This window comes from Mycobacterium hainanense, assembly GCF_041890355.1.
Classification (GTDB): domain Bacteria; phylum Actinomycetota; class Actinomycetes; order Mycobacteriales; family Mycobacteriaceae; genus Mycobacterium; species Mycobacterium hainanense.
The window spans coordinates 1986062-2008146 of the sequence record NZ_CP169059.1 but is presented as its reverse complement, the minus strand read 5'-3'; the positions used below and the strand labels follow the sequence as shown (position 1 = coordinate 2008146).

Genomic DNA, 22085 nt, shown 5'->3' with positions numbered 1-22085 from the left:
TTAGCTGCGCGTGAGCAGCTGGTCGGCGTTGTCGCGCATGATCCGCCGCTTGGCGGCATCGTCGAGCGGATCGAGCAGCTTGGCGAACTCGGCCGGCACGGCCAGGCCTTCGGCGTGCGGGTAATCCGAGCCCATCACCAGGCAGTCGTCGTAACCCAGACCCGCGACGACCGCGGGGATGTCGTCCTCGGGATACGGCACGACGCGGACGTGGCGGCGGAAGATCGCCGACGGGCGCTCCGTCAACTTGCCGCCGATCCACGGACCGTTGCGGCCCATGCCGCGGCTCTTGTCCATGTGCCGGACGAAGAACGGCACCCATTCCGCCCCGTGCTCGGCGACGAGGACTTTCAGCCCCGGGAAGCGGCCAAAGAGGTTGTCGAAGATGAGGGCGGACAAGGTCTCTTCGATCGGCCGCTGCCCGTAGATGTTCATCCACTGCCACGCCGACATGTGCCACGAGGCCGGGTCGGGGTTCTGTCCCCACGCGGGCGAGATCGCATTGAAGTACCAGAACGGCATGATGTGAAACACCAGGACGCAGCCGGCCTCCTGCAGGCGTGCATAAACGGGGTCGAAGTACGGGTCGCCCGGCGACCGGCCATAGGCCGGCCCCGTCGGCAGCAGCACGAACTTTGCACCTTGGGCGATGATCGCCTCCGTCTCTGCGATCGCAGAATCCAAGTCGCGCAACGACATCAGCGCAGTCGCGTAGATCCTGTCTTCGTAGTTGAAGCCCCATTCCTCGTCAAACCATCGGTTGAACGAGCGCAGATTCGCATACAGCGCCGGGGTGTCATCGACATAGTGTTCGGCCGCCAGCGCCATACCGCTTGGATAGATGACCATACGCTCGATGTTCTGGTCCGCCATGACGGCCAGGCGTGCGGCGCGCTCGACGAACTCCGGTTGCATGGGCTGCGGCTCGTAGGACTCCTCAGGGTTGCCCGATCCCATCTGCTTGAGCATCTCCTTGAGTGAGCCGGGCCGGTAAGCGACGTCCAGACCCAGACCACCCTCGCTGTTGAAGGTGGCGACACGATGCCCCGCCAGGATCACCTCGACGCCGTCCGCCCCGCGCACGGTGGTGATCGCCCGGTCCCGGAACTTCTCGGGCAGATAGCGGGTGAACGCATCCCGGGTCTCGTAGCAGTGGGTATCGCAGTCAAAGATGCCGTAATCGAGTTTCGTCGTCACCGCGTCGCTTCCCTTCACATGAGAATGCAAATTCTCTATTTTCAAAAAACATACTATCCTGATGCGGCAATGGCTATCCCGGGCCGGATGGCCGAAGCGCTTGAGCAGCAGGTCGCGCCGGCTCCGCCGCGACCGCACCGAGGAGACATGGCACCTTCACAACCCCTGGCGGACAACGGGATCGGGCAGGCGGCAGTGCATCTATCGATCTGCCCCGACTCCCCGACACGGCCGAGCGGGAAGGCCGCCCGTGCCCAGCAGTGAGCTCGACGAGCTGCGCAGCGTCGTGCGCGACTACCTGACGGTCGCATCGCCCAGCGAGACCGTGCGCAAATTGATGGTCACGGACACCGGCTACGACGAGACGTCGTGGCGCCAGATGGCCGGTGAGTTGGGCCTGCATGGCATCGGCGTTCCCGAGCAGTGGGGCGGGGCGGGTGCTGGCCTGGCCGAGTTGGCGGTGGTCTTCGAGGAAATGGGGCGCGCGCTGCTGTGCTCCCCCTTTTTCGCCACCGTGGCCCTGGCGACCCAGGCCGTCCTCGCCAGCGGCGATGATGCCGCGGCGGGAGAGTTCGTCCCCGGGTTCGTCGACGGCTCCACCACCGCGACGCTGGTCCTCAACGGCCGCCTTGACGCCTGGGACCCCGCCGCCGTGGCGCTGCGGGCCGATCGCAGCGGCGCGATCTACCGGATCCACGGTGAGGCAGCACTGGTGATCGATGGTCACACCGCGGACGTCATCCTTGTCGCGGCCAACACCGAGTCCGGCATCTCGTTGCTGGCGATTCAAGCCGGGGCAGAGGGGGTGCACCGCACGCCGCTGGCCGGACTCGACCGCACGCGTAAGGTCGCCCGCCTGGAGTTTCGCGGCGCCCAGGCAGCGTTGATCGGCGCGGAGGGGGCCGCGGGGAACTTCCTGGCGCGCACGTGCGACCTCGCGATCGTGGCGCTGGCGGCAGAACAGGTCGGTGCGGCGCAGCGCTGCCTCGACATGGCCGTCGACTACGCCAAGCATCGAATCCAGTTCGGCCGGCCAATCGGCAGTTTCCAGGCCATCAAGCATCGGTGCGCGGACATGCTGGTTCAGGTTGAGGGTGCGCGGTCGGCGGTGTCGCATGCGGCGGAGGTCGCTCACACCGACGACCTTCCGACCACCGCATCGGTCGCGAAATTGGTGTGTTCGGAAGCCTTTCTGCACGTCGCGCTCGACAACATGCGCATCCACGGCGGTATCGGCTTCACCTGGGAACACGACGCCCATCTTTTCGTCCGCCGCGCCAAGGCCACCCAATTGATCTTTGGTGACCCGGACTATCACGCCCAACGCCTGGCCACGCTCGTCTCCGCAACGAAAGGACCCTCGTGACCGTTTCTTTCTCCCTCGAATTGCCGACCCAGCGCGTCGAGGCGGTAGCCGAATTCGTGACTGCCGATGCCATTGCCGACGTCGCGCGCGCGGCCGAGGCAAGCGGGTTCCACGCGGTCCATGTCACCGACCACCCCGCACCAGACGCGAAGTGGCTCGACCACGGCGGGCACCACGCCCTTGACCCGTTCGTCGCGTTGGCGTTCGCCGCCGCCGCAACGACCGATGTCAAGCTGCTGACCAACGTGTACATCGCCGCCTACCGCAACCCGTTCCTCGGCGCCAAATCGATCCAAAGCCTCGCTGTGCTATCCGGGGGGCGGCTGATCCTCGGCACCGCCGCGGGATACCTGAAGCCCGAATTCAAAGCCCTGGGAGTCGATTTCGACAACCGCGGCGCCCTGCTCGATGAGGCGCTCGATGTGCTGGCCAAGGTGCTCACCGGCGAAGACCTCGCCTATGACGGAACGTCGTTCGCTGCCCGCGGTGTCCGGCTGCGCCCGCTGCCCGCGAGTCCACCCCCGGTTTGGGTCGGCGGCAACAGCAAGGCGGCGGTTCGCCGGGCGGTGTCGCGCGCTCAGGGTTGGGCGCCGTTCAATACGTTCGGCTACGCAGCGGCGTCGCGCACCGCGGAAATCTCGACGATCGACGAGTTGCAGCTCGCCATCGATTGGGCCAAGCAGTACGCAGCCGAGATCGGCCGCACCGCACCGCTGGACATCTGCTTCTCGGCGGGAAACTTGTTGGACGACAGCAAGTCGGCCGACGAACGTCACGCGACCATCGCCCGGCTGGAGGAGGCCGGGGTCACCTGGCTCACCATCGCGCCGGCCGGCACCGACCGGGCCGAACTCATCGACCGCTCCCGGGCCTTCGCCGACGAGTTCATCACGGGGTGACGCGTTGTCAGGCCATCAGGCTGGCGGCGGCGAAGGCGTCCACAATGATCCGGCGATGGGCGAACAACCACCGACCCTTGACGGGTGCCAGTACGTCGCGGTACCGGCCCCAGTGGTCGAGCCCGATGTCGGTGTGGACGGCGAAGTAACTGCTGACCTCGACCCTGTCGCGAGCCACCGACCCGAACCGGATGCTGGAGACGTGGTGGCGGACATGCGTCGGCGCCGGCCGCCCCGGTTGTCCCGGCTGCGTCACAGCGGCGCCGAGACCCGCCTCGATCTCCGCGGGTCCCGTCAGCGGCTGGGCGCCTCCGGTGAATTCCAGCACACCGTCGTCGCCGAAGCATGCCGCCAGGGCGCGAAGATCGAATCTATCTGTGGCCGCTGTGTAGTCAGCCAACGTCTGCCGCACCGACTCCCGAACCTCGAGCTCCCACGCCTCCATCGATCCTCCTGTCGAAAATTTCCTAACGCGACACGATAACGTCTATTCTCATGCCGCAACCAAGCCTGAAAGACCTGATCGATCCCGCCACCACAGCGCTGGTCACCCAGGAATGCCAGGGCGGGGTGATAGGGCCGCAGGCCGGCCTGCCACTGCTCGCCGAAGAAGCCCAACGCGAGGCCGTGCCCAACATCGTCACCTTGGTCGAGGCCGCCAGGACGGCCGGCGTCACGGTCGTGCACTGTCTCATCCAGCGGCGCGCGGACGGTCGCGGCTCCAACACGAACGCGCGGCTGTTCGCGGCCGGCAAGTCCTTCCCCGTCGACCTCACGCCCGGCAGCGCCGGGGCATCGGTGCTGCCCCAGTTGGGCCCCGCCGATACCGACCTCGTGCTCACTCGCATCCACGGCGTCGGCCCCATGTGCGGGACAGATCTCGACTCTGTACTGCGCAACCTGGGTGTCAAGACGATTGTGGGGGTGGGTGTTTCGGTCAACGTGGCTATCACGAATTTTGTCATGGACGCGGTCAACCGGGGGTACCAGTTCGTGTTGCCACGCGATGCGGTCAGCGGATTCCCGCGGGAGTACGCGGATGCGGTCATCGACAACACGCTGTCGCTGTTGGCCACGGTAACCACGTCCGGTGCGGTTGTCGATGCGTGGAAAGCGTTGACCTGACGGATCACACCACCCCGCCTGGATGTTACGCGGCGATGATGATAACGTCGTTCTCACATAGCGTAAATGATCATATTCGCTGCTCAGGAGGAAAGTCCCGTGTCTTCCCGTTCCCTGCCCTATCCGGTTTTCGACATCGACAACCACATGTACGAGACGACGGACGCGCTCACCAAGTACCTCCCGAAGGAGCACCGCGGAAAGGTCGGTTACGTCGAGGTCAATGGCCGTCCCAAGCTCGTCGTCAAGGACCGCATCAGCCACATGATCCCGAACCCGACATTCGCACGGGTGGCCAGGCCGGGCAGCGCCGAGGACTACTTCCTGGGGAAGAACCCCGAAGGTCTGAACTTCCGCGAATTCATCGGCGAGGCAATGGATGTCATCCCCGCCTACCAGTCGCCCGCCCCCCGACTGGAGCTGATGGACGAGCTGGGTCTCGACCAGTGCGTCATGTACCCGACCCTCGCCAGCCTCATCGAGGAGCGCACCACCGACGATGTGGTCCTCACCCACGCCATAATCCACGCCCTCAACGAGTGGATGCACGAACACTGGACGTTCAACTACCACGACCGGATCTTCGCGACCCCCGTGATCTGCCTGCCGATGGTGGACGAGGCGATCAGGGAGCTGCACTGGGGCCTCGAGCGGGGTATGAAAACATTCCTGGTTCGGCCCGCACCGGTGCCCAGCCGCTTCGGCGGCTCGCGATCCATGGGCCTGCCCGAGTTCGATCCATTTTGGGAAGAGGTCGTCAACGCCGGCATCCCAGTCACCATGCACGCCTCCGACAGCGGCTACCAAAAGCACCTGATGGAGTGGGAGGGTGGTGACGAGTACCTGTCCTTCAAGCCAAGCGCGCTACGCGAGGTCGTCATGGGCCACCGGGCCATCGAGGACACCTTGGCCGCGATGATCTGCCATGGCGCCCTGTCACGTTTCCCGGATCTGAAGATCTTCTGCGTCGAAAACGGCAGCGGCTGGGTGCGCAACCTGCTCGAGCAGCTCAACACCGCCTACAAGATCATGCCCAAGGAGTTCGACGAGCATCCCGTCGAGGTGTTCAAGCGCAACATCTACATCCACCCATTCCTCGAGGACGACATCAAGGGCATCATCGACATCATGGGCGAGGACCACGTGATGTTCGGCTCCGACTTCCCCCACCCCGAGGGCATCGGCGACCCGCTGAGCTTTGTCGACCGGCTTGACGGCGTCTCGGAATCGGCCAAGGCGAAGATCATGGGCGGCAACGCTATTGAGCATTTGAAGCTGAAGGTCGCGGCATGACCCAGGCGCCCACGTATCCAAAGGTGTACGACGGGATCGCCGACTTCGAGGCTCACGTGGGCGAACACCTTGGTTACAGCGACTGGCGCCGGGTCACGCAGCAGGAGATCGACCTGTTCGCCGAGGCGACGGGCGACCATCAGTGGATCCATGTCGACCCGCAGAGGGCGGCCACCGGTCCCTACGGCAAGACCATCGCACACGGCTACTTGACGTTGTCGCTGGTGCCCATCCTGGTGCAACAGATCTACAAGGTGACGGGCCTGGCCATGCAGGTGAACTACGGCTCGGACAAGCTACGGTTCCCCGCACCGGTACCGGTCGACTCGCGGATTCGGGCCGGGGCGGAGCTGCTGAAGGTCGAGCGCACCGACAAGGGCGGACGAGCCACGGTGCGTGTCACGGTCGAAGTCGAGGGAACCGATCGGCCGGCATGCGTCGTCGACACGATCGCGGCGATGGTCGACGCCTGACCACACAACGCACGAGGCCACCATCCGGGCAGAGGGCAACGGCACTACGCGTTGAGTAGGCGTTGCCCTATGACGCTTTGCTCGCGCAACGCGGTGATCTCCGCATCGGGCAGTCCAAGCGCTCCAAGCACCTCGGCGTTGTGCTGACCGAGTGTCGGCGCCGCAGTCCGGTGATGGTGCGCAGGGCCCGGCGAAATCTGGAAAGGCCAGCCGGGAAACCTCTGTCGCCCACTGATCGGGTGGGTTAAATCCTGATAGAAACCGCGGGCATCGAGCTGCTCGACGTCATACATCTCGTCGGCCGTAAGCAATCGCTCGGCTGGGACGCGATGCCGGACAAGCGTTGCCACCAGGTCCTCGGCGGGTCGCCCGCACGTCCAACTCGCGACCACCTCGTCGAATTCGTCGTGGTATTGCCGGCGAGCTTCCGAAGTCGCGAATCGCGGGTCGTCTCGCAGTTCGTCGCGATCGATGGCGCCCAGCAACGCAATCCAATCATCGTCGTTGCGCACGGAGATCGCGACCCATTCGTCGGTGAGAGCCGTCGGATAGACGCCTTGGGCGTATACGCGGTGGCGGTTTCCCTCGCGCGGCCGCACCCTGCCCGTCAGCGAATACTCGATCACGGGCTCGGCGGTCACCGCAGCACCAACCTCGATCTGCGCGACCTCGATGAGCTGGCCTTCACCGGTGGACCGCCGGTGCTCGAGCGCGGCAAGCAACGCCACACAGGCATGTACGCCGGCGATGGGATCGGCGGGGCCCTGCAGATTGCACGGCGGGCCATCCGGGTAACCGGTGACGGCCGACATCCCCGACACCTGTTCGATGTTGAGCGCCCAACCCACATAGTCGCGCCACGGTCCGTCCAAGCCGAATCCGGGCATCCGCACCATGATCACGTCGGGATTGATCTTCGCGATGGACTCGTAGTCGAGCCCGAACTGCTCAACCACGCGCGGGGAGAAATTCTCCACTACCACGTCGGCTTCGGCGGCCAGTCGCAGGGCCAACTCGCGGCCGGCGGCAGAAGTGAGGTCAAGGGTGATGTCGCGTTTGTTGAGATTGGTTCCCTGCCACAGTGGTCCGCGTTCGTACCAGTCGTCCCCTTCGCGCAGTAATGATCCGGAGTAGCGGTGGCCGTCGGGGCGCTGGATGGACTCGACCTTCACAACGTCGGCCCCGAAAGCGCCGAGGTAGCAGGTCAGATACGCGCCCGCCCAGAAGGTGCTCAGGTCGAACACCTTCAACCCGGCGAACGGCAGAGCGACATTGGGGACGTCGTCATCCCGGCGGCGTGCGGCGCGCTCGCCCCAGGCGCCCTGGTCGTCTCGTCCCAGGACCGGAGCGGGCAGCGGTGGCGGGACCGGTGTCTTCGAAAACCGAAACGGCGCTCCGGGTCTGGTGAATTGCGATGTGTCGCCGGCCGCCTCGATGAAAAATGCTCGCTCGGCGTATTGCGGACAGGCGAGGATGGTGTCGCCTTCGGTGACCGGGGCGGCGGGTATCCGCATGGCCTGACTCAGCTCGACCAGGTCGGCGACGGTCATCGAATCGAGAAACGGCTGCGCCTTGGCAAAAAAATCTTCGCGCTCGGGCCCACCGAGCATGATCGCGAGTTGATGTTCGCCGAACTCCGGCAGCCCGACCATGGCGCACACGTCCAGCCAGTGCTGACCGGTCAGGCAGTTGATGCCGATCCAGCCATCGGCCGCCCGCACGATCCCCAGCATCGGTGCGGCTTTGGAATTCGTCGGCAGGCCAAGGCTTTTGAGTCGAGCCGCCATCAGCATGGGGTAAGGCAGGGTCGACAGCAACGACTCGAACATCGAGACGTCAACCTCGACGGGCCTGTTCGTTCCGGCCGCCGCGATCCGCAGGGCCGTCAGCGCGCCGAGGGCAGCATACGAGCCCGCGATGTATTCCGGGATCCGGGCACCCGCCTGTACTGGAGCCCGGCCGGGATCGCGCACATTGACCCATCCCGCGGCCGCCTGCAGGGTCAATGGAGTCGTCACGCGATCGCGCAGCGGCCCCTCTTGGCCGAAGCTCGAGATTCGGACGACGACAAGCTTCGGGTTGATCCGGCCAAGGGTCTCCGAGTCAAGGCCCCACTCCAAGCGGCCAGTCGACCCTGCCGGCAAGTCCTCGACGAGCACATCCGCCGTCGAGATCGATTCGTGGACCGTCGCGAGGCCACTTTCGTGGCCGAGATCGGCTGTAATGCCGCGCTTTCCGGCGTTCAGATACTCGAACAGGCCGCTTTGTGCCGGATCCGCTGAGGGGGACGGGCCCCAACGGCGCAACGGGTCGCCCTCCGGCGGCTCGATCTTGCACACGTCGGCGCCCAGGTCAACAAGCAACTTCGTGCAATAGGGCCCCGCGATCTCGGAGGCAAGTTCGACGACGCGCAATCCCGTCAGCGGCCGGTTCACGCGGGTATCCCGATAGCCTTCGGCTCCATGTACGCCCGCAGTCCCATCACACCGCCCTCCCGGCCGATCCCACTCTGCTTGAAGCCACCGAACGGCGCGTCCCCGGGGATCGTGCCGTTGATCGACACCTGCCCCGTCCGGATTCGGCGGGCAATGCCCACCGCACGATCGATGTCGCTTCCCCACACCGCACCACCGAGCCCGTAGGCAGAGTTGTTGGCGATGGCCACCGCGTCGTCGTCATCGCGGTACCGCAGCACCGTGAGGACCGGTCCGAACACCTCCTCCTGTGCGATGTAAGAGTTGGCCGAGACATCGGTCAGGATCGTCGGCTCGAAGTAGAAGCCACTGGTCAGATCCTTCGGACGAGCTCCCCCCGCCACCACTGTCGCACCGTCGCCTTCAGCGCGCTTGACGAAACCCTCGACGCGATCGAGGTGCTCGCGACTGATCAAAGGTCCCATGGTGACGGTCGGATCGACCGGATCGCCGATCACGACGGCCCGCGCCAGCGCGGCGAGTCGGTCCACCACGTCGTCGTAGATCCCGTCAGGCAGCAGCAGCCTGCTATTGAGGATGCAGGCCTGACCGGCGTGCATCGTGCAGCCCTCGAACAGTAGCCGCTCCATCAAGTCGTCGCCGACGTCGACGTCGGGAAGCAGGATGGTCGCCGATTTTCCGCCACACTCGAGCAAGATGCGCTTCATCGTGGTCGCCGCGCCAGCCATCACATCACGGCCGACGACCGAGCTGCCGGTGAAACTGACCATGTCGACCCTGGGATCCAGGGTCAGGATTCTGCTGGCCTCGACGCTGGTCGGTGTCACCACGTTTACTACACCTGGCGGAATGTCGGTGTCTTCGTGAATGATTCGAGCGAGGGCGAGCCCTGCCAGCGGCGTCAGAGGCGACGGCTTGAGCACCAGCGTATTCCCGGCAGCAAGCGCCGCTCCCAATTTCATGACGTTGAGGGTGTGCGGGAAGTTCCACGGCGTCATCGCCGCCACCACCCCGAGCGGTTCGTAGCGCAACAGCGTGGTGCCCGCGGCACCCCACGCCTCCAATGGCGCCTCGCTGGGTTCGAGTGCCAGCTCAGCGGCGTGACCAACCATGAATACCGGGCCGTCCACGTGAATCAGCCGCTCGTTTGCCGAACACCCCCACTCGGCCTGCGCCAGGGCGTAGAGCTCCTCGCCCCTGGCCAGCAATGCGTCGCTGAGCTGTTGCAGGCATCGCGCGCGCTCGGCGGGGTCGGCCGCCGGCCACGGGCCCGTGTCGAAGGCAGTCCTCGCCGCAGCGATCGCCTGCTCGACCTGCGCCACGCTGGCATCGGGCGCCGTTCCGATCACCGCCTCGGTCGCCGGGTTGATGACGTCGTAACGCCCGTTGTCCGGGTCGGTCCACCGCCCGCCGATGTAGTGCCCCTCAGCGTCGAGGAGGGACCGAGACCCAGCCATCATCCGCCTGCCTTCCCTGGCCGCTTGCCCGCGGTACGGCGCGGGCGACGCCTCACGAGAACTTACATACTTTGACTGCGTGTACACAACCCGCCGGATCGGGACAATGACCAATTGACGTCGTTTTTTCAGCACATACGCGCAGATTGACAGACGGCTCGCGTCTGCGGTAGACACCTTGGAAACGGACATTCTTTTCTAATCTGTCCGACCAGCTCTCAGCGTCGAGGAAGGCGTAGTGTGCCCGTAACTACTGTTCCCTTACACTCACCCGATTTCTATGCCGGCGACCCGTACCCGGCCTACCGGGAGCTTCGCAACACAACGCCCGTCGTGTGGAATGACGTCACCAATTTCTGGGCGCTGTTGAAGTACGAGGACATTCGCTATGTCTCGGGCCACCCACTGACCTTCTCGTCCACCAAGGGCATTTCGATCCCGGACCCCGCCCAACCAGAACCGGTTCAGGAGGGGAATCTCATTTTCACCGATCCCCCGCGCCACCGACAGCTTCGCAAGCTCATCAACTCCGGCTTCACCCGCCGCCAGGTGCAGTTGCTCGAACCCAAGGTGCGACAGATCGTCAAGGGCATCATCGACGGTGTGGACCCGTCGCGGGACTACGAGTTTGCGGAGGAAATCGCCGCTCCGCTACCCACTCGGATGATCGCCGAGATGCTTGGAGCGCCCCCCGAAGACTGGGAGCAATTCCGCACCTGGTCGGACGCCGCGGTTGGCACGGCCGACCCCGACATAGAACTCGACTCGATGGTCGCGCTCGCCGAGCTGTACGAGTACTTCACCAAACTCATCGCCGCACGTCGCTCCGGTGAGGTCACCGGGCAGGACGACCTGCTGAGCATCCTGGCCGCGGCCGAGGTCGACGGCGAGCGCCTCACCGACGAGGACCTGCTCAACTTCTCTTTCTTGCTGTTGGTCGCCGGCAACGAAACCACCCGCAACCTCATCGCGCTGGGCACGCTGGCCCTGATCGACCATCCCGATCAGTTCGCGCTGCTGCGATCGGACCCGTCGCTGCTGCCCTGCGCGGTCGAAGAGATGCTGCGATTCACCAGCCCGGTCACGCACATGGCCCGGCAAGCCACTGAGGATGTCGAGATCCGCGGTCAGCGGATCAAGGCCGGCGACACCGTCGTCATGCTCTACGGCTCCGCCAACCGCGACGAAGAAATATTCGGACCCTCCAGCGAGGAGTTCGACATCACCCGTAACCCCAACCCCCACATTGCATTCGGCGCCGGAGAGCACGCCTGCCTGGGTGCGCAACTGGCCCGCCTGGAGGCCAGGGTGATGTTCGAGGTTCTGCTGGGTGCCTTCCCGACGATCGAGCTCACCGGCGACGTGTCGCGGCTGCGCGCCACGATGGTGCCCGGCGTAAAACGCATGCCGATCCGGTTGGGAGCGGGGATCTGATGGATTTCGACTACACACCCGAACAGGAGCAACTTCGCAAGGATTACCGGACCCGACTCGAGGCGGTGATGACCCCCGAGCGCCGCGCCGCCGTCGGCAACCTCGCCGAGGGAGGCGCCGCGATCGCGGAATGCAGGCGCGCGCTCGGTGAGGCCGGCCTGCTCGGCGTCGCGTGGCCGGTCGAGTACGGCGGGGGCGGGCTAAGTGCGCTCGAGCAGTACATCTTCGCCGAGGAAGCGCGCAGGGTCAACGCCCCGCTGCCGATGATCACCCTCAACACCGTCGGTCCCACGCTGATCCAGTACGGCACCGAACAGCAGAAGGCCAAGTTTCTCCCCGCGATCCTCAAAGGCACCGTCGATTTTGCCATCGGCTATTCGGAGCCTGGTGCCGGCAGCGATCTCGCGTCGCTGCGTACCACGGCGGTGCGCGACGGGGATGAGTTCGTCATCAACGGTTCGAAGATGTTCACCAGCGGTGCCGAGTTCGCCGACTACATCTGGCTGGCGGCACGTACCGACCCGAACGCCAAGAAACACAAGGGCATAACACTTTTCATCGTGCCCACCGACTCACCGGGGTTCTCCTGGAAGCCGCTGCACACCATGCCGGGCGTGTCCACCTACTACACCTTCTACGACGACGTCCGCGTCCCCGAGAGCGCCATCGTGCTCGGCGAAAACCAAGGTTGGACGCTGGTGACCAACCAGCTCAACCTGGAACGGGCCGCGCTCGGCAACCTCGGTGCCCTGGAACCGCTGTTCAACAGCACGCTCAAATGGGCGTCGACGACGCCGCTCGACGACGGCATGGTCATCGACCAGCCCTGGGTGCAGCAGGCCCTGGCGCGGGTGGAAGCACAGGTCGCGGCCTATCGACTGCTGAACCTGCGCGTAAACACGACGCTGAGCTCCGGCGCCCTCGGGATGGGCGAGGCCTCCGCGGCGAAAGTATTCGGCACCGAGCTCACCCAACAGGTAGCCCGCGAACTGCTCGACGTTGTTGGGCAGGCCGGTGTCCGCAAAGACTCGGCGGCCCCACTCAAGGGCGAGCTGGAAAGCGCGTACCGCCTCGCGGTCATCAACACGTTCGGCGGCGGAGCCAACGAGCTCCAACGCGACATCATCGCCATGGCCGGTCTCGGGATGCCGCGCGCCCCCCGGGACATGCGGGCCAGCGCATCTGAGAAAGGAAGCTCCAACCGATGACCGAGACCACGAGGGATGAGCTGCGCGAACGCCTCGATGCGCTCATCGGCCAACCGATCAGTTCCGGACAACCGGTCAAGGCGCCAGATCCGGTGAACGCGGCGATGATCCGGCACTGGGCGTACGCGCTCGACGATATGAACCCGGCCTATCTGGACCCGGAGTTCGCCGCCTCCTCTCGCTACGGCGGCATCGTCTCGCCCCCGGTCATGCTGCAATCATGGACAATGGCGCCCCCCACGCTCGCCGGAATCCACGAACGTGGCGGCGTTCCCGTGGTGCTCAAGGAAAACCCACTGCAGTTCCTCGCCGACGCCGGCTACACCGGGACGGTGGCCACCAACTCCGAGTTCGAGATCGAGCGATACCCGCGGGTCGGCGATGACATCACGGCCGAAACGGTGTTCGAGACGATTTCGGACGAGAAGAAGACGGCGATGGGCAATGGTTACTTCGTCACCTGGATCACGACCTATCGCGATCAGAACGGCGAAGTGATCGGCCGCCAGCGGTTCCGCACGCTGCGATTCAAGACGGGTGGGGCCCCCGCCCGAAAGGCAGGGGACTGATGGCGACCAGACTAGCTCCGTCGATAAGTCCGGACACCGAATTCTTCTGGTCGGGCCTCAAAGACCACAAGCTGCTGATTCAGCGGTGCACAGACTGCAAGACGTTGCGGGTTCCGCCCCGCCCCATGTGCGGTAACTGCCAATCACTCAACTGGGATGCCGTCGAATCGACCGGGCGCGGAACGGTTTACAGCTTTGTGATGCCGCAGTATCCCCCACTGCCATTCCTCCAATACCCCTACGTGGTCGCCCTGATCGAGCTCGACGAAGGGGTACGCATCGTGTCGAACCTGTGCGATATCGAGCCCGCCGCCATCAAGGTCGGGCTGCCTGTCGAGGTCTTTTACGAGAAGTTCGAAGCCATCCCGAGCGGTGACGAGCTGGTGTTGCACCAGTTCCGGCCTGCGCCCTGACAGACAAGGCAGCACGCGAGCATGGATTTCTCCTTTACCGAAGAACAAGAGACGGTCGGCAAGGTCGCCCGCCAGCTCTTCGAACACCGCTGCCCCACCGAGCATCTCGCCGATCTGGAATCGGGCGAGGTTCGTTACGACCCAGAGCTGTGGCGCGAGCTGGCATCGTCGGACTTGCTGGGTATCGCGTTGCCCGAGTCCGTCGGCGGCAGCGGCGGCGGATTCCTGGAACTCGGCGTGCTGCTCGCCGAAGTCGGCTGGAGCGTAGCGCCGGTCCCCGTCTACGCGACCCTCGTGCTGGGCGCGGATACCATTGCGCGCCATGGTGATTCAGCGATTCAGCAGCGATACCTGCCGAAGGTCGCGGACGGCGGTGTGATTCTCACCGCCGCCCTCGCCGAACCGGGCAACTCCGACCCGACGGCGCCACGCACGATCGCGCGCGCCGACGGCGACGCCTGGGTCTTGGACGGCAGCAAGGAACTCGTACCCGCGGCGCAGCTTGCCGACGCCATCGTGGTTTCGGCCCAGGCCGATGACGGCCCTGCCCTCTTTGTCGTCGAGACCGCAACGAACGGCCTCACGGTCACGCCCGCAAGTACTACCAATGCTGAGCCCCACGCCGACGTCGAACTCGCCGGCGCCCTTGGCCACCGGCTGAACGGGCCCGGCGCCGCGGACGCAGTCGGTTTGTTGTACACCAGGGCCCTGATCGGGCTGTGCGCGCTACAGGTCGGCGTGACCGAACGAGCCCTGAAGATCGCCGCGTCCTACACCAGCGAACGGGAGCAGTTCGGTAGGCCGATCGGCTCGTTCCAGGCCGTACAGCAACGACTGGCCGATGCGTTCATCGACGTCGAGGCGATCCGCTGGACCACCTGGCATGCCGCGTGGCTGATGGCCGAGGGCCGACCGGCGAGCCGCGAAGCAGCGATCGCGAAGTTCTGGGCGGCTGAAGCCGGAGCGCGGGTCGTCGCGTCCGCCCAGCAAGTCCACGGCGGCATGGGCATCGACATCACGTATCCACTGCACCGTTATTTCCTGTGGGCCAAGCAGATCGAGCTTTTGCTCGGCTCGGCCTCCCAACAACTCGCCCGCCTCGGCGCCGCATACCCGGAAGGAATCGAATGACCTCCACCGTCGACCGCACCACCACGCTGGCGTGGAACTCCATCAACGTCGGCGACGAAGTCACCCCGCTGGAAGTTCCGGTGACCACCACCCTGATCGTCGCCGGCGCCATCGCATCCCGCGATTACATGCCGGTGCACCACGACCGGGATTTCGCGAACTCCCAAGGGTCCAAAGACATCTTTCTGAACATCCTCACGACCAACGGTCTGTGCGTGAAATTCCTGCACGACTGGGCGGGCCCCGAGGCGATGATCAAGAGGCTTTCCATCCGCCTCGGCGTACCGGCATACCCGAACGATCCGCTGCGATTCACGGGTTCCGTCACGGACAAGTCCAAGACCGACGGCGAAGGACTTATCGAGGTTACCTTCAAGGGCACCAACAGCCTTGGCGACCACGTCTCGGGGACCGCGGTGCTCAGCCTGCTCCAAGGTGTGAATGCATGAGCGACGGCATCGGCGGCAAGACGGCGCTCGCCGGGATCGGCCAGACCGAGTTCTCCAAGGAATCGGGTCGGACCGAGATGCAGCTCGCCTGTGAGGCGGTCATCGCCGCGATCCGCGACGCCGGCCTGCGGCCCACCGACATTGACGGCATGGTGACGTTCAGCGTCGACGAGAACGAGGAGATCGAGGTTGCCCGGAATGTCGGCATCCGCGACCTGACGTTCTTCACCCGCGTTCCCCACGGTGGTGGGGCGGCCGCGGGCACGGTGATGCAGGCCGCGATGGCGGTCGCGACGGGAGTGGCGGAAGCGGTGGTGTGCTACCGCGCGTTCAACGAGCGCTCCGGCTTCCGCTTCGGCGGTGCCGGGCGCCAGCCCGGCGTGACACCGCTGTGGATGGCGCCCTATGCGCCCTTCGGCTTCATGACACCGGCCGCCTGGGTCGCCTTGCACGCCCAGCGGTACATGACGACCTATGGGGTGACAAACGCCGATTTCGGCAAGATTTCGGTCATCGACCGCAAGCACGCCGCAAAGAACCCCGACGCCTGGTTCTACGGTAAGCCGATAACCCTTGAGCAGCACCAGCAATCGCGCTGGATCATCGAGCCGGTGCTGCGGCTGCTCGACTGCTGTCAGGAAAGCGACGGCGGCGTTGCGATGGTCGTGACGAGCGTCGAGCGGGCCCGGGACTTGCCCCAGCCCCCCGCCCTCATCACGGCCGCCGCTCAAGGCGCCGCCTATGACGGCGAGGTGATGACGAGTTACTACCGTGAGGAGATCACCGGCCTGCCCGAGATGGGCGTCGTGGGAGACAAGCTGTGGCGGGATTCCGGCCTCAAACCGCAGGACATATCGATGGCGTTCCTCTACGACCACTTCACACCGTTCGTGTTCACGCAACTCGAAGAGCTGGGATTTTGCGGTCGCGGCGAGGCCAAGGATTTCGTCTCGGTCGACGAGCTCTCACTCGGGGGCCGCATGCCTATCAACACCAACGGTGGACTCCTCGGCGAGGCCTATATCCATGGCATGAACGGCATTACCGAGGGCGTCCGTCAGGTGCGCGGAACGTCGCACAACCAAGTGGACAACGTCGAACACGTGCTCGTCACGTCGGGTACCGGCGTTCCGACCAGCGGTTTGATCCTCGCTCCCGACCGCTGAACGCGTAGGGCAGGGCGGCCGATGACACGGGCTAGCGCGGTCGATACCCGCGCGGCTCTCATCTGGGCTGCGTTCGCCTGCTTCCGAACCCGTGGGTTGCGAAAGACGACGATCGTCGATATCGCTCGCGCCGCGAATGTTTCCCGAAGCACGTTCTATGAGTACTTCCGGGACAAGGAGGCGATTGTCGAGACGTGCGCGGAAGCGGCCTCACAGAGCTTTTATCGCAAGTTGGCAACCGCCATCGACAGGGAGGGCGGAAGTACTTTGGAGCAAAAGCTGGTCCGCGCAGCGGTCTTCGTCACCCAGGCCCGCCGAGTCGTGGAACACGAGTCTTATTTCGATGAAGAACAGGTCAACTTGATGTTGACCAAGAACTCATCAACCCTCCTCCGGGAATGTGGCGAATTTTTCACGCCCTACATCTCGGCGGCGAGATTGACCGGTGAGATCCGCAGCGACCTCGACGTTCGATCGGCGTCGGAGTGGTTTGCGCGAATACTGTTCTCATTGTTCACCACACCATCACCTCATCTCGACGGCCACGACGACGCCGTGGCCGAGTTCGTCCGCGCATACGTCGTTCGGGGATTCGTCGGTGACCGAGGCAAACGTAGCAGTGCGTAATTCATGAGATGACGTACCTTGGGCAACGCCATGTTCGCCGGCTAGGACGTCGCCGTGGCGCGGGCGCCGTCGGGAGATGGCACTCTGTGGCCTCCCACCCGATCAATCTCGCGCAGGAGCGGTTGTGCCGCAGCATGAATTTCGCTCATCGTCATGGCGCGTAGCGGGTGGAATCCAAGAATGAGTCGCACCCGCCCCTTCTCGTCCAGGACGGGCGCGGAGACTGTGGCAACCGGGAGCGGATCGCGTGCGCTGTCGCCGGATAGCAGGTTCGCCGAGATGAATTCGACTCGCAGTTGGTCAACGACGGAACGCAGATTGTGGGGCACTGTCTCGGTAGACAACGTTTCGATCGCGTGAGCCGCCTGCGCCAACGCCGGGGTCATCCAATCGACGTCATATCCGCGTTCTCGCGTCTGAGCCAACACTGCGCGAAGACGCTCCGCCAACCCGGTGTCCCCTGCCGCGCCGCGCTGAATCCACGATTCCTGTTCGCTTGGGATATCCCAAGCAGCACAAGCGATCCCGAACGGCGGGGCATACGGGATGCGCTCGAGGGAAGCGACCGGTTTGGCAGATCCGTCGGGAGTTTCGAACGCGGTAATCACCAGTTCCTCTCCAGTGCGCTCAACTACCGAGGCCGGCGCGCCGGTTGCATCAGCGAGACGGCGAATGGCTTCGCGAGCGACAGCCAGAAGTGGGCGCGCGGCTTCCAACCGCTGCGCGATCAGGGCCACAGCGGGGCCAAGGTCGAACTTCTTGGAAATGGGATCCCGCGTGGCCCAACCGCGGTCGCACAGGGTCTTGAGTATGGAGTGTGCCGTGGCCTGAGAAAGACCGAGCTCGCGAGCGACGTCGGAAAAGCGGTGCCCGCCAGTTTCCGGCCTGCTGAGCAATTCAACGACATCGAGGACGCGCTCGGCCGGCGCTGAAGTGACCCCGCGCATCTTGACTCCCCTCGCGCCGCATTCTACGGTCGACTCAATATTCGGATAAACAATTCTCTAATAATAGAGATTATGCCACGAGGATGTGAGTGCGGTGCGCGCCGTAGTGCTGCGAGGCGGTGAGCTGACGGTTCGCGAAACCCCCGATCCCGTTGCCGGGCAGGGTGATTTACTGCTCAAGACCCTCAGCACCGCGATTTGCGCGTCCGATGTGCACTTCATGGACCATCCGGAGTTGGCGATCGATGATGCGACGGGTCGGTCGCTCTACGACCCCGACCGCGACATCGTCATGGGTCACGAATTCGTGGGTGAAGTGATCGGCCACGGCCCCGGGTGCAGCGATGCCTTCCCGATCGGGGCCCGGGTGACGTCGATGCCGATCCGGTTGGTGGACGGTGGCGCCGGGGGTCTACGCATCATCGGACAGCACCCCCAGGCGCAGGGCAGTTTCGGCGAGTTGGTCGTGGTACCCGAGGCAACGGCGAGGGTGATACAAGGTTCGGTGTCCAGCGATGCGGTCGCCGTGGTCGACGCCTTCGCGGTCGGCGAGTTCTACGTCCGCGCCTCGAACCTGCAGCCCGGCGAGATCCCGATCGTCGTCGGCGCGGGTGCCATCGGGCTATCCGCGGTCGCTGCGCTGAGCGCGCGGGGGGTTGATCCGATCATCGTGTCCGACTTCAGCGCCGAGCGCCGGGAACTGGCCCGCTCCGGCTTCGGCGCCCATGTTCTGGTCGACCCCGCACAGCAGTCGGTGTTCGAGGTCTTCCGCAATGTTCGTGCCGAACGCCACCTGGCCGGTTCCGCCGTGGTGTTCGAATGCGTTGGTGCTGCGGGCCTCATCGACAAGCTTGTCGCGGAGGCCGAGTTCTCGTCACGCATCTATTGCGCGGGCGGCTGGTACAGCGGCGACACCCTCGACATCACCACAGCCACCCGAAACGGCCTCACTCTGCAGTTCGGCGGAGGGCCGCTGCCGCAGGACTGGTACGGCGTCCTGGACGCGGTCGTCGAGGGAAAGCTGGACCCGCTGCCCAGCGTCGGCAAGATCATCGGCCTCGACGAGGTGCCCGCCGCACTGGAGGCGGCGCGGCGCTCCGAAGGGCCACCCCGCGTCGTGATTCACCCGAACGGTGACCTCTGATGCCGGACCGCGACGACCTTTTCGACCTCACCGTCCGGTACGCAACCGCAATCGACAGCAAGCAATACTGGCTTCTCACGACAGTGTTCACCGAGGATGCGCGCGTCGACTACGGTGTGGTCGGCCAGTGGACCGGTGGCGCAGAGGTTGCACAGTTTATGGAGGCAGCCCACGTCGGCGCGGCGCACACGATGCATCGAATGACCAACCAGGCCATAGCAGTAGACGGCGACACCGCGACGATGCGCACCTACGTCGACGCGCTGATCCTGATGGAGGACGGCTCGGGCGCGAACCCCGTCGGTTACTACGATGACCACGCCGTCCGCACAGCAGATGGCTGGCGGATCGACAGTCGTACCTACACCTCGGTTCGGCTCGCCGCGGTGACGGGCACTCATGGATACTTTTCAAATCCATGACACGCAACGAAGTGGTTCGCCTGATCATGCAGGCAAGTGCCGAAGTCATGGGTTCCGACGCACGGCAGCGGGGTTAGACACGGCTGTGTTCACCCTTCGATTCGACATGCGAGCACCCTCCATCGGCGCGCCGCCCACCGAGTTGTACGCCGCGGCTATCGAGATGTCGGCATGGGCCGAGCAGCATGGCTGTATCGCCGTCGTGCTGTGCGAACACCACTGCGCAGACGACGGCTATCTGCCGTCGCCATTGCTGCTCGGCGCGGCAATTGCCGCTCGCACGAAGCAACTGATGCTGAACCTGACGATTTTGCTCCCCTTCTACGACCCGGCGCGGCTGGCCGAGGACATCGCCGTACTGGATCACATCAGCGCGGGCAGAGCGACCTACGTGTTCGGAATCGGATATCGCGCTGAGGAATACGCCCACTTCGGACTCTCCATGTCCGATCGCGGCAGGCTGGCCGACGAGAAGCTCGGCCTGCTACGCCGCCTCCTGGCCGGCGAAGAGATCGAACACGGCGGCAGGCGAATGAAGGTCACCCCACGACCGCGCACGCCGGAAGGTCCGATGATGAGCTGGGGCGGTGCCAGCCTGGCAGCAGCCCGGCGCGCTGGACGCAATGGTCTCGGGTTGCTTGCGAATGGCGGAGTGGCCGGAATGCGGGAAGCCTACGAAAAAGCATGCCGCGAGAACGGATTCGAGCCCGGGCTTGTCCTCATCCCCGACCGTGACGCCGCGACCAACTGCTTCGTCGCCGACGACGTCGACGCGGCGTGGGACGAGATCGGCAAGTACCTCCTGCACGACGCAATGGCCTACTCGGAGTGGAACCCCGACAACGCCGTGTCCGCCAACATCACCACCGCCACGACCATCGACGAGCTCCGCAACACGTCGTCGCACGTGATCCTCTCCGCCGACGAAGCGCGGAAGCGCATCGCAGCCGGTGAAATGTTCAACATCTCGCCCCTATGCGGCGGGATACCGCCCGCGATCGCATGGCCCTACTTGAAGAGATTCGCCGAGCTGCAGTAGTCGAAAGGACACGAGATGAGCGTTGACGGGGGCGCGGCGGAAGTAGGCACGTGTTTGGGATCGGTTCACTTCGACCCCTTCTCGGACGAATTCTTCAACGATCCGTTCGAGACTTACCGCCAACTACGCGATCGGGCGCCGGTCTACCACAGCACGCAGTACGACTTCTGGGCCCTTTCCCGCTATGAGGATGTCGCGCCCGCAATGCGTGATCACGAAACGTATTCCTCGGCGAAGGGTGTGACCCTCGATCATTTCATCGATCCTGACGCGATGGTCCCGCACGGGGTGATCATCATGATGGACCCTCCGCAGCACACCAGAATGCGGTCGCTGGTAAACAAGGTTTTTACCCCGCGTGCGATCGCCAAGCTCGAGCCGATGATCCGGAAGGTGATCGACACAATCGCGCAAACCATCAATGTGGCGTCGTTCGACATGGTCGAGGACTTCTCGGCGCTGTTCCCCGTCGAGATCATCACCACGATGTTGGGAGTGCCGCCGGACGGTCGCCAGCAGATCCGGCACTGGCTCGACGCACTGCTGGAACGCGAGCCGGGAAACATCAGCACGACGCCGCACGGCCGCGAGGCGGCGGTGACCATGTGGAGGTACTACTACGACCTTGTCGTCGAGAAACGCGCCAACCCGCAGGACGACATGATTTCGCGGCTCACCCAGGTCGAGGTCGAACGCGACGACGGCACCATGACTCGCCTCGACGACACGGAGATTTCGGCCTTTGCGTCGATGCTCGGCGGTGCGGGCGCCGAGACGGTGACCAAGCTGGTCGCCAGCGCCGCAGTGGTGTTTGCACGACATCAGGACCAATGGCAGGCATTACGGCGCGACCGAAGCCTCATCCCAGCCGCCTTCGAAGAACTGCTGCGTTATGAGGGGCCATCGCAATACGACATCCGTTGGAGCAAAGTCGATGTCGAGCTTCATGGCACGGTGATACCCAAGCACAAGCCGGTGATGCTCATCAATGGTTCGGCCACCAGGGATGAGCGTGCGTTCGTCGATCCGGATCGCTTCGACATCACTCGTCGGCACTCCGGCCACAACCTGGGATTCGGCTACGGAATTCATAGCTGTCTCGGCGCCGCACTGGCGCGCATGGAGGGACGTATTGCCATCGATGCACTGTTGGACTTGATCCCCGAGTTCGAGGTAGACGTCGCGGGCCTGCAACGGGTCAAGATGCCGAATGTCTTCGGCTGGGGACGCGTACCCGTGCGTGCGGTAGCGCAATGATCCGCCGTAACCGTGGAGCACGATGATGTCGTGC

The 22085-nt window shown here is 64.7% G+C and carries 22 protein-coding genes; 17 read left to right on the top strand and 5 right to left on the bottom strand.

Translation table 11 applies throughout. The features are described 5' to 3' along the window. Window positions 1-1197: an amidohydrolase family protein gene (locus ACEL92_RS09490; protein ID WP_374026146.1), complete on the bottom strand. Its 1197-nt coding sequence runs from the start codon at window positions 1195-1197 to the stop codon at window positions 1-3. Between the two features lie 250 nt (window positions 1198-1447). Here ACEL92_RS09490 and ACEL92_RS09485 point away from each other — a divergent pair, with 250 nt between their 5' ends. Beyond that, on the top strand, window positions 1448-2563 hold the full coding sequence (locus ACEL92_RS09485; RefSeq protein WP_374025327.1) for an acyl-CoA dehydrogenase family protein: 1116 nt from the start codon (window positions 1448-1450) through the stop codon (window positions 2561-2563). Continuing rightward, window positions 2560-3462, top strand: coding sequence for a TIGR03619 family F420-dependent LLM class oxidoreductase (locus ACEL92_RS09480; protein ID WP_374025326.1), 903 nt, complete (start codon window positions 2560-2562; stop codon window positions 3460-3462). Before ACEL92_RS09485 ends, ACEL92_RS09480 begins: the two co-directional genes overlap by 4 nt. Before the next feature lie 7 nt (window positions 3463-3469). Here ACEL92_RS09480 and ACEL92_RS09475 read toward each other — a convergent pair whose 3' ends face one another. Further along, the gene (locus ACEL92_RS09475; protein WP_374025325.1) at window positions 3470-3907 is read right to left on the bottom strand and encodes a nuclear transport factor 2 family protein; all 438 of its coding nucleotides are present in this window, start codon (window positions 3905-3907) and stop codon (window positions 3470-3472) included. A 50-nt stretch (window positions 3908-3957) separates the two neighbouring features. Between ACEL92_RS09475 and ACEL92_RS09470 the strand changes: the two genes are divergently transcribed. The 3 genes from ACEL92_RS09470 (at window position 3958) to ACEL92_RS09460 (ending at window position 6353) form a co-directional block, all read left to right on the top strand. Continuing rightward, window positions 3958-4587, top strand: a complete 630-nt coding sequence (locus ACEL92_RS09470; RefSeq protein ID WP_374025324.1) for a cysteine hydrolase — start codon at window positions 3958-3960, stop codon at window positions 4585-4587. Between the two features lie 99 nt (window positions 4588-4686). Next, complete coding sequence (locus ACEL92_RS09465) at window positions 4687-5880, top strand: amidohydrolase family protein (RefSeq protein WP_374025323.1); 1194 nt, start codon at window positions 4687-4689, stop codon at window positions 5878-5880. Next, window positions 5877-6353 (top strand): MaoC family dehydratase, encoded by a 477-nt coding sequence (locus tag ACEL92_RS09460; protein WP_374025322.1) that lies wholly within the window; start codon window positions 5877-5879, stop codon window positions 6351-6353. The genes ACEL92_RS09465 and ACEL92_RS09460 overlap by 4 nt, the downstream gene beginning before the upstream one ends. A 44-nt stretch (window positions 6354-6397) precedes the next feature. On the opposite strand, the gene ACEL92_RS09455 is transcribed toward ACEL92_RS09460, so the two are convergent. Further along, the gene (locus ACEL92_RS09455) at window positions 6398-8788 is read right to left on the bottom strand and encodes a CaiB/BaiF CoA transferase family protein (RefSeq protein ID WP_374025321.1); all 2391 of its coding nucleotides are present in this window, start codon (window positions 8786-8788) and stop codon (window positions 6398-6400) included. Then, entirely contained in the window at window positions 8785-10245 is a 1461-nt protein-coding gene (locus ACEL92_RS09450) for an aldehyde dehydrogenase family protein (protein WP_374025320.1), read from the bottom strand. Before ACEL92_RS09450 ends, ACEL92_RS09455 begins: the two co-directional genes overlap by 4 nt. 240 nt (window positions 10246-10485) lie before the next feature. On the opposite strand from ACEL92_RS09450, the gene ACEL92_RS09445 reads away from it, so the two are divergent. The 8 genes from ACEL92_RS09445 to ACEL92_RS09410 are packed head-to-tail and all read left to right on the top strand — an operon-like array spanning window position 10486 to window position 17242. Next, on the top strand, window positions 10486-11679 hold the full coding sequence (locus ACEL92_RS09445; protein ID WP_374025319.1) for a cytochrome P450: 1194 nt from the start codon (window positions 10486-10488) through the stop codon (window positions 11677-11679). Next, entirely contained in the window at window positions 11679-12887 is a 1209-nt protein-coding gene (locus ACEL92_RS09440) for an acyl-CoA dehydrogenase family protein (protein WP_374025318.1), read from the top strand. Before ACEL92_RS09445 ends, ACEL92_RS09440 begins: the two co-directional genes overlap by 1 nt. Then, window positions 12884-13456 (top strand): MaoC family dehydratase N-terminal domain-containing protein, encoded by a 573-nt coding sequence (locus tag ACEL92_RS09435; protein ID WP_374025317.1) that lies wholly within the window; start codon window positions 12884-12886, stop codon window positions 13454-13456. The genes ACEL92_RS09440 and ACEL92_RS09435 overlap by 4 nt, the downstream gene beginning before the upstream one ends. Beyond that, window positions 13456-13869 (top strand): Zn-ribbon domain-containing OB-fold protein, encoded by a 414-nt coding sequence (locus ACEL92_RS09430; RefSeq protein ID WP_374025316.1) that lies wholly within the window; start codon window positions 13456-13458, stop codon window positions 13867-13869. Before ACEL92_RS09435 ends, ACEL92_RS09430 begins: the two co-directional genes overlap by 1 nt. A gap of 21 nt (window positions 13870-13890) precedes the next feature. Beyond that, complete coding sequence (locus tag ACEL92_RS09425; protein WP_374025315.1) at window positions 13891-15000, top strand: acyl-CoA dehydrogenase family protein; 1110 nt, start codon at window positions 13891-13893, stop codon at window positions 14998-15000. Next, entirely contained in the window at window positions 14997-15449 is a 453-nt protein-coding gene (locus tag ACEL92_RS09420; RefSeq protein WP_374025314.1) for a MaoC family dehydratase, read from the top strand. Before ACEL92_RS09425 ends, ACEL92_RS09420 begins: the two co-directional genes overlap by 4 nt. Then, window positions 15446-16615 (top strand): lipid-transfer protein, encoded by a 1170-nt coding sequence (locus ACEL92_RS09415; RefSeq protein ID WP_374025313.1) that lies wholly within the window; start codon window positions 15446-15448, stop codon window positions 16613-16615. The genes ACEL92_RS09420 and ACEL92_RS09415 overlap by 4 nt, the downstream gene beginning before the upstream one ends. Before the next feature lie 21 nt (window positions 16616-16636). Next, window positions 16637-17242 (top strand): TetR/AcrR family transcriptional regulator, encoded by a 606-nt coding sequence (locus ACEL92_RS09410; RefSeq protein ID WP_374025312.1) that lies wholly within the window; start codon window positions 16637-16639, stop codon window positions 17240-17242. A gap of 41 nt (window positions 17243-17283) precedes the next feature. On the opposite strand, the gene ACEL92_RS09405 is transcribed toward ACEL92_RS09410, so the two are convergent. Then, window positions 17284-18189 carry an IclR family transcriptional regulator gene (locus ACEL92_RS09405; RefSeq protein ID WP_374025311.1) on the bottom strand — a complete coding sequence of 302 codons (906 nt, stop codon included), beginning with the start codon at window positions 18187-18189 and terminating at the stop codon, window positions 17284-17286. Between the two features lie 94 nt (window positions 18190-18283). Between ACEL92_RS09405 and ACEL92_RS09400 the strand changes: the two genes are divergently transcribed. From ACEL92_RS09400 to ACEL92_RS09385, 4 genes are all read left to right on the top strand, one after another. Further along, window positions 18284-19333: a zinc-binding dehydrogenase gene (locus tag ACEL92_RS09400; protein WP_374025310.1), complete on the top strand. Its 1050-nt coding sequence runs from the start codon at window positions 18284-18286 to the stop codon at window positions 19331-19333. Further along, window positions 19333-19755 carry a nuclear transport factor 2 family protein gene (locus ACEL92_RS09395; RefSeq protein WP_374025309.1) on the top strand — a complete coding sequence of 141 codons (423 nt, stop codon included), beginning with the start codon at window positions 19333-19335 and terminating at the stop codon, window positions 19753-19755. Before ACEL92_RS09400 ends, ACEL92_RS09395 begins: the two co-directional genes overlap by 1 nt. Window positions 19756-19840: 85 nt before the next feature. Then, window positions 19841-20794, top strand: coding sequence for an LLM class flavin-dependent oxidoreductase (locus ACEL92_RS09390; RefSeq protein ID WP_374026145.1), 954 nt, complete (start codon window positions 19841-19843; stop codon window positions 20792-20794). Between the two features lie 15 nt (window positions 20795-20809). Beyond that, a complete protein-coding gene (locus tag ACEL92_RS09385; protein ID WP_374025308.1) occupies window positions 20810-22051 on the top strand; it encodes a cytochrome P450 in 1242 nt (413 codons plus the stop codon). Window positions 22052-22085: the final 34 nt, after the last annotated feature.